This window comes from Streptomyces sp. NPDC048419 (assembly GCF_043200415.1).
Taxonomy (GTDB): Bacteria; Actinomycetota; Actinomycetes; order Streptomycetales; family Streptomycetaceae; genus Streptomyces.
This window is the reverse complement of the sequence record NZ_JBICXT010000025.1, coordinates 1-11,854: the sequence shown is the minus strand read 5'-3', so window position 1 is coordinate 11,854 and position 11,854 is coordinate 1. Positions and strand designations below refer to the sequence as shown.

General features: G+C 71.1%; 10 protein-coding genes and 1 pseudogene. 4 read left to right on the top strand and 7 right to left on the bottom strand.

All coding sequences use genetic code 11. From position 1 onward, the window contains the following. Window positions 1-183: 183 nt before the first annotated feature. Together ACGFYN_RS36970 and ACGFYN_RS36965 are read right to left on the bottom strand one after the other, a co-directional pair. Window positions 184-783: pseudogene (locus tag ACGFYN_RS36970) on the bottom strand (alcohol dehydrogenase catalytic domain-containing protein); the annotation flags it as partial. 71 nt (window positions 784-854) lie between these two features. Beyond that, on the bottom strand, window positions 855-1,259 hold the full coding sequence (locus tag ACGFYN_RS36965) for a cupin domain-containing protein (protein WP_393870344.1): 405 nt from the start codon (window positions 1,257-1,259) through the stop codon (window positions 855-857). 133 nt (window positions 1,260-1,392) lie between these two features. Between ACGFYN_RS36965 and ACGFYN_RS36960 the strand changes: the two genes are divergently transcribed. Together ACGFYN_RS36960 and ACGFYN_RS36955 are read left to right on the top strand one after the other, a co-directional pair. Beyond that, the gene (locus ACGFYN_RS36960; protein WP_393870343.1) at window positions 1,393-2,295 is read left to right on the top strand and encodes a helix-turn-helix transcriptional regulator; all 903 of its coding nucleotides are present in this window, start codon (window positions 1,393-1,395) and stop codon (window positions 2,293-2,295) included. 456 nt (window positions 2,296-2,751) lie between these two features. After that, the gene (locus ACGFYN_RS36955; protein ID WP_393870342.1) at window positions 2,752-3,234 is read left to right on the top strand and encodes a substrate-binding domain-containing protein; all 483 of its coding nucleotides are present in this window, start codon (window positions 2,752-2,754) and stop codon (window positions 3,232-3,234) included. A gap of 70 nt (window positions 3,235-3,304) precedes the next feature. Here the strand turns inward: ACGFYN_RS36955 and ACGFYN_RS36950 are convergent, their stop codons facing one another. Both ACGFYN_RS36950 and ACGFYN_RS36945 read right to left on the bottom strand, forming a co-directional pair. After that, the gene (locus tag ACGFYN_RS36950) at window positions 3,305-4,525 is read right to left on the bottom strand and encodes an ANTAR domain-containing protein (protein WP_393870341.1); all 1,221 of its coding nucleotides are present in this window, start codon (window positions 4,523-4,525) and stop codon (window positions 3,305-3,307) included. A 148-nt stretch (window positions 4,526-4,673) separates the two neighbouring features. Beyond that, on the bottom strand, window positions 4,674-5,891 hold the full coding sequence (locus tag ACGFYN_RS36945) for an MFS transporter (RefSeq protein ID WP_393870340.1): 1,218 nt from the start codon (window positions 5,889-5,891) through the stop codon (window positions 4,674-4,676). A gap of 90 nt (window positions 5,892-5,981) precedes the next feature. Between ACGFYN_RS36945 and ACGFYN_RS36940 the strand changes: the two genes are divergently transcribed. Further along, complete coding sequence (locus tag ACGFYN_RS36940; RefSeq protein WP_393870339.1) at window positions 5,982-6,743, top strand: DeoR/GlpR family DNA-binding transcription regulator; 762 nt, start codon at window positions 5,982-5,984, stop codon at window positions 6,741-6,743. A gap of 128 nt (window positions 6,744-6,871) precedes the next feature. Here ACGFYN_RS36940 and ACGFYN_RS36935 read toward each other — a convergent pair whose 3' ends face one another. Next, window positions 6,872-7,864 (bottom strand): glycosyltransferase family 2 protein, encoded by a 993-nt coding sequence (locus ACGFYN_RS36935; protein WP_393870338.1) that lies wholly within the window; start codon window positions 7,862-7,864, stop codon window positions 6,872-6,874. Beyond that, on the bottom strand, window positions 7,861-9,894 hold the full coding sequence (locus ACGFYN_RS36930) for an O-antigen ligase family protein (protein ID WP_393870337.1): 2,034 nt from the start codon (window positions 9,892-9,894) through the stop codon (window positions 7,861-7,863). Before ACGFYN_RS36930 ends, ACGFYN_RS36935 begins: the two co-directional genes overlap by 4 nt. 71 nt (window positions 9,895-9,965) lie before the next feature. Between ACGFYN_RS36930 and ACGFYN_RS36925 the strand changes: the two genes are divergently transcribed. Beyond that, window positions 9,966-10,628 carry a hypothetical protein gene (locus ACGFYN_RS36925; protein WP_393870336.1) on the top strand — a complete coding sequence of 221 codons (663 nt, stop codon included), beginning with the start codon at window positions 9,966-9,968 and terminating at the stop codon, window positions 10,626-10,628. Window positions 10,629-10,657: 29 nt separating this feature from the next. Here the strand turns inward: ACGFYN_RS36925 and ACGFYN_RS36920 are convergent, their stop codons facing one another. Next, entirely contained in the window at window positions 10,658-11,704 is a 1,047-nt protein-coding gene (locus tag ACGFYN_RS36920) for a glycosyltransferase family 2 protein (RefSeq protein WP_393870335.1), read from the bottom strand. Window positions 11,705-11,854: the final 150 nt, after the last annotated feature.

The following is an 11,854-nucleotide window of genomic DNA, read 5'->3' as shown; positions in this document are numbered from 1 at the left end:
GGGAACCCGGGACCGGTCTCAGACTGCGGCGCGGTCGAATTCCCCGCTGTCCAGCCTGTGCCGACCCGCCCCTACGGTCACGGAGGCGCAGCCCGGCAGATGCACCACCCTCGCAGCCCTCGGGCACGACCACGTCCGCCGTCATGCCGGTCTGGGTCTGTTCCCAGGCGATCGAGGCGGTGCCGACTCGTGCCGGCTCATGGCGATGATCCGCTCGGCGCCGAGCTGCCTGGCGGCCGGCACCGCGAGCAGGCCCACGGCGCCGTCGCCTACGACGGCGACCGTCTCGCCGGGCCCCGCCTGGGCGGCGACCGCGCCGAACCAGCCGGTGCCGAGGACGTCGGAGGCGGCGAGCAGGCCGGGAATCAGGTCGTCGGAGGGCGGTTCGGGCATGGCGACCAGCGTGCCGTCGGCCAGCGGTACGCGCAGCAGCTCGGCCTGCGCGCCCCCGGCGCCCACGTACTCGCGGTGCACGCACGAGCTCTGGTGGCCGGCCCGGCAGATCTCGCAGGTGTTGTCCGAGGCGAAGAACGATCCGACCACGAACTGGCCCGGCTTGATCAACTCGACGTCGCCGCCGACCTCTTCGACGACACCGACGTACTCGTGTCCCATCGGGACCAGAGCGGTGACGGGCTCGATGCCGCGCTACGGCCACAGGTCGGAGCCGCACACACACGCGGCGACGGTGCGGACGACCGCGTCGGTCGGCTTGACGATCGTCGGGGCGTCGCGCTCTTCGACGCGTACGTCCCCGGGGGCGTGGAGTACTGCTCCGCGCATGGTGGTGACTTCCTTCGAACGGGGTTCTGTGCCGCCGTGGCGGTGTGCGGCTTGGTGAGGAGGACCGGGGGTCAGGCGCTACGGGTGCTGCGGCGGCGGGCGCCGTACTCGGTGTCGGTGACGTGTTCGAGCCAGGCGACGTCGTCGGTCTCCCACAGGGCGAGGTGGGTCATGAAGTGGTCCGGGGCGGCGCCGTGCCAGTGCTCCTCGCCCGGCGGGGTCCAGATCACGTCACCGGGGTGGGCTTCGAGGATCTCGCCTTCGCGTGCCTGGATCAGGGCGATGCCCTCGACGACGTAGAGGGTCTGGCCGAGACCGTGGGAGTGCCAGGCGGTGCGGGCTCCGGGGGCGAAGCGGACCGCGTTCGCGCGGGAGCGGGAGGGTTCCTCGCCGCGGTGGATGACGTCGGCCCAGGCGTCGCCGGTGAAACAATCGGAGGGCAGTTTCATCGTCGGCTGCTTCTTCAGCAGTTCCATGGGGATGCTCCTTGGTGCTCCGGCAGGTGCTGACACCGAGGAAACCGCAGCTCAAAGCGGTGGAGAAGGGTCTGCCGTTACAGGTACCGACAGGACCCCCCACACATGCGCCGCCCGGCTTAGCCTGGAATGCGTGAGTACCGAGAGTGACATCCGCGAGTTCCTGGCCTCCCGCCGCGCCAAGATCACCCCGCAGCAGGCGGGGCTGCCCGCCTACGGCGGCAACCGGCGGGTGCCCGGCCTGCGCCGTGAAGAAGTCGCTCTGCTCGCAGGTGTCAGCATCGACTACTACGTCCGCCTCGAACGCGGCAACCTCGCCGGCGCCTCGGAGGAGGTGCTGGACGCCGTGGCCAACGCCCTCCAGCTCGACGACGCCGAACGCGCCCATCTCTTCGACCTGGCCCGCGCCGCCGCCAAACGCCCCGCCCGCCGCAGCGGCAGGCGCGCCCGCGGACCGCTGCCGGACAGCGTCCTGCGCGTGCTCGCCTCCATGAGCGACTCTCCCGCGTTCATCCGCAACGGCCGCCTGGACATCCTCGCCACCAACCGCCTCGGCCGCGCGCTCTACGCCCCGCTGTACACGGACCGGAGCACCGACCGGAGCACCGAGACGGTCAACATCGCGCGCTTCAAGTTCCTCACCCCGCACGGCCGCGACTTCTTCCCCGAGTGGCAGGAGTCCGTGAACACCACCGTCTCCCTCCTGCGCACCGAGGCCGGACGGGCCCCGCACGACAGTGAGCTGACCGGCCTCATCGGTGAACTCGTCACCCACAGCGAGGAGTTCCGCACCGCCTGGGCCAAGCACAACGTGCGGTTGCACCACACCGGCCGCAAGTCCTTCCGCCACCCCGCGGTGGGCATCCTCACCCTCGACTACGACGCCATGGAACTGCCCGCCCAGCCCGGCCTGACCCTCACCGCGTACAGCGCCGCCCCCGGCACCCCCGACCACGACGCCTTGCAGCTGCTCGCCGCCTGGGCCGCGACGGAGGAGGCCCAGCACACGGGTGGGCCTGCCGTCTCCAGCCAATGACGCCGGTGGCGCCCGGTATGTGTAACTGCTGGGCACCGGAGCCGTTGAGGCGAGAGACGGCAACCCCCGCGGTGGCCAGGGTGCCGTTGTCGAAGCGGACGGTGACCACCGAGGTGTCGGGCAATCCCTGGCCCTTGAAGCCGGGGCGGACCAGGGCGTCGGCCATGGCGAAGACCTCGACGGGTTCGGCCCGGGGTTGAGGTGATTCGACGGCTTGGCGCTCAGGGCGGCCGGACGCGACGGCGCTCAGGGCGAGTTGGTAGCCGACGGATTCGGCGGCGGCGTAGAGCTGCTCCAGCAGGTCGGTGTGGAACGGCTCCTGGATCTCGAACTGCACGCCGATCAGGTGGGTGCGGTTGCTGCGCAGCAGGCGGGCACTGCGACCGGCGATCCCCCGGCATCCAGGTCATCCGCACGGCCGACGGCGAAGGCGCCCGCCAGGCCGTCGACCACCTGGTGTCGCTCGGCCACCGCGACATCGCCCACATCGACGGCGGCCGGGCGCCGGGCACCGCCGAACGCCGCCGCGGCTACCGCACCCCCATGAACCGCCACGGCCTGGCCGACCACATCCGCATCCTGCCCGGAGGACTCACCGCACAGCCCGGCTCCACCGCCGCGAACACCCTGCTGACCTCCGCCGCCCGCCCCGGCCCTGCCCTCGCCTTCAACGACGCCTGTGCCACCGGCGCGCTCAACACCCTTTTCCGCAGCGGCCTTTCGGTCCCGCACGACATTTCCGTCGTCGGCTTCGACGACAGCCGTCTGGCCCCTCTGCCCCACGTCGACCTCACCACCGTCGCCCAGGGCATCCCCCGCCTGGCCGAACTGGCCGTCGCGCACATCACCAACCGCCTGGAAAACAGCGGTACTCCGACCGGGGAAGACGTCGTCGCACCGCATCTCGTCGTGCGGGGAACCACGACAGCGGCCGGCTGAGGACGGTCCGCCCGGGGACGGACGCATGGCGGCAGATGCGGAAGGCACCGGAAACGATGCGAGGCGGGCTTCAGGCCTGATCGCCGCGTCGGGGCTCCGGCTGCCGGTGTTGATGCAGGTATTCGAGTGCGTCGAGGACAACGGTGCGCCGGTACCAGGAGCGCCAGGCCGCGATGTCGGCCGTGAGTGCGCCAAGTTCCTGCTGCTGTCGGCTCGTCAGCCAGAATCCGGGCTCGACCCGGTGCAGGGTCACGGTGCCGGTGCAGTATCCGCCCGTCGTGATCATCGGCATGCTGTGGACGGCGTGGCTGCCCAGCGCCAGGAGGGCGCGACCTGCCGGATGGGCCGCCAGGTCAGGGTCCGCGGCGATGTCGGGCACGGTGACCGCCTCGCACTGCCGCTGCGCCCGTACGCACGCGACGGGCGGATCGGTGACCAGGGCGTCCCAGTAGGCGCCGCCCAGTCCGCAGTGCTGTTCGAGGAAGAGGGCGTCGTCCTGCGCCGGGTCGGTGAGGTGCACTTCGGCTGCGTTCGCGTCGGAGAGGGCGAGTGCCCTGTGCAGGGCGGCGGACAGGACATGTCCTCGGTCGGCGGCATCACCGCTGTCCCCGTGCAGGATCGCGACGTCGGGCCGCGGGGCGTGGGTGGCGCGTCCGGGGAACCACTGGCTCTCGCTCGTGGGTGGCGGAGCTGTGACGACGGCGGAGGCGACGACGCGCAGCGGCACGTTGAACTGCTGGGAGGCTCTTCGGAGCAGGTCGAAGGCGGTAGTCGGTCCGGTCAGGTCATAGCGTTCCACCAGCATGCCCTGGGCGATGCCGATCAAGCCGCTGGTGCGAGCCTTGGCCCGCAGACCGAACACCTCCTCCCGAAGGCCCTCGCCCTCGACGGACGGGTCCCCGAGCTGCCACGCCCCCAGCGAACTCTGCGGTGCGGGTGGCCGAGGCAGAAAGGTCAGCGCCTCGGCGAGCGTCTCGTAGAGGCGGATACCAGTGAGGTGTGCGGCCTCCAGCACGCCGTGCACCACGGGCGGTGCCGCGACCACCAGTACCGGCTCGTGGGCGAGGTGCCCGGTCGTCAGCTGGAGGGTCCGGCAGGCTGCGGCACTGACCGACCGAACGCCGGCCATGTCGAGGACCAGCCGCTGCCCGCGTCCCGCGGCCTGCTCCAAGTGCTGCTTCAGTTCCTGCCCGAGCTGGGTGCAGATCTCGCCATCCAGCTCACCCACCAGGCACACCACCGTCGCCTGGCCGATGGTCGACAGCACCGATTGCGGAGAACGCGTCGTCATCATGCCTCGCTCTGCGATCCGGTCCCACGCACACCCGTCGCGCGGGAGCACCGGTTCCGGACGCACCGGACCGGCACGGCCGCTGCCTGACCGCGGGTACATCCTCCCCCGGCGACATGGCGACAACAAGCAGGTGAGCAGCTCGCCGTCAGGACCCGTCCCGCACCGTCGACCGGCGTCCGCTCCGCGCCACCTCCCGCGTGCCGTCGGAGACATCGCGCAGGACTCCGGCGGCCGCGGCCGTGATCACGCACAGGGCCGTCAGCAGCAGGAAGGCGTGGTTCAGGGCTACGAGGTGGGTCAGCCAGCCGATGACGGCGGGGCCGGAGAGCATACCCAGGTAGCCGATGCCGGCGACGCGCGAGACGTTGGCGCCGGCCGTCGCGGCGTCGGCACGCCCGGCGGCGCTGAACAGCTGGGGCACACAGCCGGACAGGCCCAGGCCGAACAGCGCCCAGCCCACGAACGCGGCCCAGATCCACGGCGAGAGGGCGGCGATCGTGATCCCTACGGTGGCCATGACCGCGCCGTAGCGCAGGACGGCGAGGGGCCCGAAACGGCCGGAGATGCGGTCGGCGAGCAGCCGGCCGGCGGTCATCGCCGCCGCGAAGGCGCCGTAGCCGAAGGCGGCGGTGCTCGCGGGGGCGCCGAGGATGTTCTTCAGGTGCAGGGCGCTCCAGTCGTTGGCGGCTCCCTCGGCCAGCATGACCATCGCGGCCAGGACCGCGAGGATCCAGATGCGTCCGGGTGCTCCGTGCCGCTTGGTGGCGGGCTCTTCTCCACCCTCGGCGGCAGCCGCAGGCGTGGGGGCCGACCGCAGCAGGCTGCGGGCCGACACCAGCGCGATCACGATGCCTACGGCGCCCGAGGCGCCGAGCGTGGCGGCCGGGCTCAGGTCGGCGCTCGCGGCGCCCGCGGCCACGAGCGCGGCGATGACGCCGCCGACGGAGAACGTGGCGTGGAAGGCCGACATGACGGGCCGGTCGTAGGCCTTCTCCACGTGCACGGCGTGGGCGTTCATGCTCACGTCGAGGAAGCCGTTGAAGAAGCCGAAGACGAACAGGGCGCCGGCCAGCGTCCAGGGATCGCGGGGCAGGCCGGGCAGCACCAGGGCCGCGCTGCACAGGACTCCCGAGGCCGGCAGTACGACGCGCGCTCCGAGGCGGTCCGACAGCCGGCCCGCCACCTGCATCCCGGCGAATGCCCCGAAGCCGAGCACCACCAGGAGGCCGCCCAGCGTCGCGTGGCTGATGCCGACGCGCTCCTCGATGGCGGGGATGTGCACCACCCAGGTGCCCATCAAGGTGCCGCAGAGGACGAAGTAGACGAAGGTCGCCACTCGGGCGGATCGAAGGGTGCGTTCCATGCCGGGAACCATAACGAACATAATTCTTGTTTGGAAAGTCGCTTCGTGAACAGTTTGCTTGTTCGTTCTATCGTGGTGTTCAATCACGACATGAGCAACGCAGACCGGCACAGGCTGATCGCGCAGGCGGTCAGGGAGGCGGGCACCGTCACGGTCCCGGAGCTCGCCGAGCTGACCGGCGCCTCGGAGATGACCATCCGGCGCGACCTCGACACGCTGGCCGCGCAAGGCGTCCTCGAACGCGTCCGCGGCGGAGCCCGCACCCTCCTCCTCAGGGGCGAGGAGCCGCCCTTCGCGCTGCGCGCCCACGAGGCCGTCGAGGCCAAGCGCCGGATCGCGGCCGAGGTGTCCTCACTCGTCGCCGACGGCGAGACCGTTCTCCTCGACAGCGGCACCACCTGCCTGGAGGTCGCCCGCCTGCTGCGTCAACGCCCGGTCACCGTCATGCCGTTGTCACTCCAGGCCATTCACATCCTCAGCGAACCTCCGGGCCCCGCCACCCTGATGGTGCCAGGCGGACGCCCGCGCGCCGCCGAGGGCGCCCTCGCCGGCCCCCTCACACTCGCCTCCCTGGCGGCACTTCGCTTCGACACCGCCATCGTCGGCTGCTGCGGCCTGAGCGCGGCCGAGGGCCTGACCGCCTACGACCTCGACGACGCGGCGGTGAAGAAGGCGAGCATCACCTCCTCGCGCCGCGTCATCCTCGCCACGGACGGCAGCAAACTCGGCCACACCGCCTACGCCTACGTCGGCCCGACCTCGCTCCTGCACACCCTGGTCACCGACGCGACAGCACCCGCCGAGGAGGTGGCGGCACTGGAGAGCGCCGGCACCGTGGTCAAGACGGTCTGACACGCCCCTGGCCCGAAAGGCGACGTCCAAGCACCAACTGGATCGACTGGGCAACGAAGTTCGACGGAATCAGCGACACGACGATCGGGTGCGAGGCGGCGGCCGAACCGTGCTGCGGCATTACTCGGTTACGGTCCCGGCTTCACCCGCAGCGCCCCCGGTCTCAGCAGCGCGCCCACCGCCGCCCGGCTCGCCTTCCTGCCGAGTGCCGCTCGGGCCGCCTCGCGCAGCAGCACCGCGCCGCGGAAACAAAGAGTCGCGACGGCGCCGTGGCGATGCCCGTACAACCGCACCCGGTTGAGCGTCAGCAGCGTCCAAAGCCGCGGTGACACCTGGGAGTCGCCTCCCAGGTGTACGGCTTCGGCGCTCGGTTCCAACTGGGTGGCGTAGCCCGCGTCCCGCGCGCGCAGGCAGTACTCCGTCTCCTCCGAGTAGAGGAAGAACGACTCGTCCCAACGGCCGCACGCCGCACGGCAATTGGCTGAGATGGCCATCAGCGCGCCGGTCGCCCAGTCCGCTCGGGTGGGCCGTTGGTACGCGGCGCGGTCGGTGACCAGTTCGCTCAGGGCCGGGAAGCGACCGGCCCGGCGGTTGCCGATCACCGCCTCGCCGAGCGCCCGCAGCACGGTCGACTCCCGGCGAAGTGAGTAGTGGGGGGTGCCCTTCCCCTCCTCGTAGAGCAGGGGCACGGCGATGCCGACCTCCGGGCCGAGGCTTTCGACCAGGCGCTTCGCGCACCCCTGGCGCATGCGGATGTCGGGGTTGCAGATGAGGGCGACCCCCATGTCACCGGCCGCGTCCAGCGCCGCGTTGACCCCGGCCGCGTAGCCGGCGTTGCGGCCGGTCTGGACGATGGTGGCGTCGGGGGCCAGGGTCTTGAGGACGTCGACGGTGTCGTCGGCGGAGTCGTTGTCGGCGACGACGAGGTGCCAGTCGAGGCCGGTCATGCCGTCGGGGAGGGCGGCGAGGAAGCCGGGGAGCACCTTGGCGCTGTTCCAGGTGACGACGATGACGGCGACGGTCGTGCTCGTCGAAACGCCATCACCCGTCGGAACGCCATCACCCGTCGGAACGCCATCGCCCGTCGGAACTCCGCGACCCGTCGGAACGCCACTGCTCATCGGGACTCCACTAGTTGGGGAAGCTCGGCTTCCGGGCTGGTGCGGGGGCCGGGAACGCCGGCGGCGGCCGCCTCGCGCCTGATGAAACCGAGGTAGCTGGCCCCCGCTCCGAGCATCAGGAAGAACATGCCGGCGAACATGGGGAAGCTGAGGGAGTCGAAGGTGGCGCTGCTGACCATGGCGACCAGGGCGGAGGCGAAGAACGCCTGGCCCAGTTCGCGGTCTGCGTCGGTGCGGGCCAGCCGGCGGATCGAGCCGCCCTGGTGGATGCCGGTGATGAAGAGGACGAACAGGGCGACGAGTCCGAGCAGGCCCATCTCGGCGAGCCCGAGCATGTACTGGTTGTCGGTGAAGAAGTACAGGTCCGGGGTGAAGGTGCCGAAGCCCCGTCCGAACAGCGGGTGTTCCTTCAAGTAGGGCACGATCGCGCTGTACTTGACGGTACGGGCCTGGGTGCTGCTGTCGGAGTTGGACAGGAACGACGCGAACAGGCCGGTGATCGTGCCGATCAGTCCGGGGACGAGGACCTTGAACACGGCGACGGAGGCCGTCAGTACGCCGATCGCGGCCCAGCGCCGGGCCGGCTTCCAGCGCGGCACCATCACCACGGCCACCAGCAGCAGGCCGATGATCGAGGTCCGTGACACCGACAGGGGCAGCGCCCCGGCCATGAGGATCACCGGGCCCCAGCGGCGCAGCACGTGCAGATGGCGGCGGACCGGATCGAAGGCCTGCTGGACGGCGAAGGGCAGCAGGATCGCCAGCATGCCCGCGAATTCGAGGGGTTGGGCCGTGGTGGCGCGTGGCCGGGTGAAGGCGCCGCGGTCCATGACGCTGACCTGGGCCACGCTGGTCTGCAGGCCGGGGATGTGGATGGAGTCGGCGATGTTGGTGGCCGCGAAGAAGTCGTAGAAGCCGATGGCGGCGACGACGGACGCCATGATGACCACGCGGCGCATCAGCACGTCCAGGCGGCTGCGCTCCTGCATGGCCGCCGACGCCAGGACGACCAGGGACACCCACACCAGGTAGCCGATGAGTCCGCGGTCGGCTCCGAGGACCTCCTGGTGGGAGCTTTCGCGCATCGAGTCGGAGATGTACGCCGCCAGGACGGCCAGCCCGAGCACGCACAGCGAGACCCGGACGAGCCGGGTGCCCGGTGCGGGCAGGATGCGGCCGCCGAGCCAGGTCGCCAGGTACCACATCAGGCCGAGCAGGGCGAAGACGTTGGCGGGGGTGCCCACGCCGCCGAGCGCGGGCAGGGCGAGGTTGGAAGGGATGAAGAAGGCCAGCACCAGGTAGACGGTGAGGACCGCGGTGGCGTCGACCCGGCGGCTGAACATGCCCGCGCGGGTCCGCTCCGGAACGCGGACCCGTTTGGGGGTGCGGGCCTTTTTCGGTCGCGGCGCCTCCCGGTAGCGGCGGCGGACCACCGAGATGCCTTCCATCAGGATGGACAGCAGGAACGCGCTGACCACGCCCAGGATGAGGACGGCCGCGACGCCCTGGTAGCGGCTCTTGGACTTGGCCACCGGGGTCTGCGGCAGCACGACGGGCGCGGTCTGTACGGCGTACGCGGGCGGGACCTTGGCGGCTTCCTGGAGCGCGTCGAGCTGCTCGCCGGCGAAGGCGGTCAGGGTGTTGGTCTCCTTGAGCACCTTGTCCTGGTCGGTGCCGGTGACGCTGAGCACGAGGAGCGGGCTGTCGCTGGCCGGCGCGAAGCCGGCCGTGTAGACGTCCGTGACTCCGCGGCTGCGCAACTCCTTGGCGGCGTCGGCCGATTCGAGCGTCCTGATCAGCACGTCGGCGGTGACGATGAGCGAACCGCCGGCGTTCGAGATGGGGTTGCCGAAGGTGGGGGCCAGCCGGGCGACGGCGGAGGAGTCCAGCAGCGCGACCGAGCTGTGGGACTCGTAGGAGACCGGGACGGTCACCCAGAGATATCCGCCGCCGATCAGGCTGAGGATGGTGAAGGGCACCATGAAGTACCAACGTCGGCGCAGAATTGCCCATATCTCACCAAGACTCACGATGCGTCCCTCCATTCGGTGGCATCCCACCGCGTGCCCTGCCAGTATCGGGAGTGACGGAAGGAACTCGTATGTCGCCTGGGAACGTCGCCGACGCACTGCTGCGCCGCTGGTACGTCGTGCTGGCCGCACTGCTGCTGACGATGGCCGGGGCGTACTTCGTGGTCCGGCCCACGCCGCAGTACATCGGCTCGGCGGTGGTCGTCCTCAAGCCGCCGGTGACGCGCAGCCAGCCCAACCAGTACACCAATCTGCAGCCGCCGCTCGCCGTGGTCTCCTACGGCGTCGTCCAGCAGCTCCAGTCCCCCGCCGGGACGAAGGAGTTGCGCGCGGCGGGCGTCACGGGGAGCTACCACCTCATCCCCCGCAACAGCGGCACGAGCGCGACGCCCCAGTATCTGATCCCGTCCCTGCAGGTGCAGTCCCAGGCGTCCAGCGCGGACGCCGCGGTGACGTCGGTGCGGCGCATCGTCGATGTGTACACGGCGCACGTCAAGCAGCTGCAGAGCGCCCAGCAGGTGCCGGCCGAGGCGTGGATCACGCCCTCCGTGCTGACCTCGCCGAGCGCCGCCGAGGTGCAGGGCACCAAGAGCCGCGGGCTCGCGGGTACGGCGCTGCTGGGGCTGGCGGCCGGGGTGATCGGCGCGCTGTGGCTGGACCGGTACGCGACGAGCCGCCGGGCGGCCCCGCAGGGCCGCCGGCGTAGCTCCGGTCCTCTTCCGGTGGCCAACTGAGCGGCCCACCGGGCTGAACTGTTCGCTCATCAGATGCCGCGGCGCTTCCAGGACTCCCACCACAGCCACTCCCGCCCGCGCTCGGCCACGGCCGACCACACGAGCGGCTGCAGATAGGGCATCGCCTTCGGTCCGATCCGTCTGCGCAGCCGCAGGGCGCGGTATTCGGGCAGCGCCCGGTATCCGGGCAGGCACTGTTCGGCGAAGGCCACGCATTCCTCGACCGGTACGACGCCGGTACGGCCCCGGTCGTAGGCGCGGTAGGCGCGGCGCAGGGCGAAGCGGGCGAGGCGGGTGTGGACCTGCTCGGCCAGGTGGTCGGCGTTCGGCAGCCGGTCCGCGCACTTGGTGAGCACCGAGTCGAAGGCGACCAGGCGCTGGCGCAGGTCGTCGAGCTGGCCGCCGAAGTCGACGGTGGACATGTTCTTGCCGTGGACGCGGTAGAAGGCCTGGTCGGCGCCGCGGACGTATCCGACGTCGGCGTGCGCGGCAAGCCGCATCCACATCTCGATGTCGCCGGCGTGCGGCAGGGCCGGGTCGTAGCCGCCGACCTTCCTCTGCAGGCCGGTGCGGACGACGACCTCCGGCGAGGTGATGCAGCCGGTGCCCTCGCCGAAGCGGCGCTCCAGCCACCACTTGCCGGGGTAGACGACCGAACCGGTGCTCCGTGTACGGGCCTTGGGCAGCGGCCCGCCGTGCTGGAAGCGCAGGGGGCGGCCGTAGGCGAAGCCCGCCTCGGGGTGGGCGTCCAGCAGGCGGGCGGCGCGGACCAGTGCGCCCGGGACCAGCCGGTCGTCGGCGGACAGCAGGGCCACGTAGTCGCCGTCGGCCCAGTCCAGCAGGCCTTCGTTGTAGGTGGCGATATGGCCCTTGTTGGTCTCGTGGACGAGGACCTCGATGCGCGGGTCGGAGGCGGCCAGCTTCTGCGCGGCCTCCGCCGAGTCGTCGGGCGAGGCGTCGTCGATGATGAGTACGCGGACGTCAACGCCGTCCTGCTCGTCCAGGACGCTGCTCACGCAGTCGGCGAGGAAGTGGCCGTACTTGTAGCAGGGGATCACAACACTGACGCTGCTCATCGGTCAAAGCCAATCCCCGTCGGGGGGGGGCGCCCCCCCGGGGGGGGGCCCCCCCCCGGGGGGGGGGGGGGGGGGGGTGTTGTTGTTCTTGTCGTCGGGGGTGGTGGTGTGGGGGCAGCGGTGGGTCTTAACCGAGTGGCGGGGGGTTTA

Bases quoted from the DNA above. Each gene is read 5' to 3' on its own strand.
- ACGFYN_RS36965 (WP_393870344.1), bottom strand. From the start codon at position 1,259: ATGGAACTGCTGAAGAAGCAGCCGACGATGAAACTGCCCTCCGATTGT.
- ACGFYN_RS36950 (WP_393870341.1), bottom strand. From the start codon at position 4,525: ATGACGACGCGTTCTCCGCAATCGGTGCTGTCGACCATCGGCCAGGCG.
- ACGFYN_RS36945 (WP_393870340.1), bottom strand. From the start codon at position 5,891: ATGGAACGCACCCTTCGATCCGCCCGAGTGGCGACCTTCGTCTACTTC.
- ACGFYN_RS36940 (WP_393870339.1), top strand. From the start codon at position 5,982: ATGAGCAACGCAGACCGGCACAGGCTGATCGCGCAGGCGGTCAGGGAG.
- ACGFYN_RS36935 (WP_393870338.1), bottom strand. From the start codon at position 7,864: ATGAGCAGTGGCGTTCCGACGGGTCGCGGAGTTCCGACGGGCGATGGC.
- ACGFYN_RS36925 (WP_393870336.1), top strand. From the start codon at position 9,966: ATGTCGCCTGGGAACGTCGCCGACGCACTGCTGCGCCGCTGGTACGTC.
- ACGFYN_RS36920 (WP_393870335.1), bottom strand. From the start codon at position 11,704: ATGAGCAGCGTCAGTGTTGTGATCCCCTGCTACAAGTACGGCCACTTC.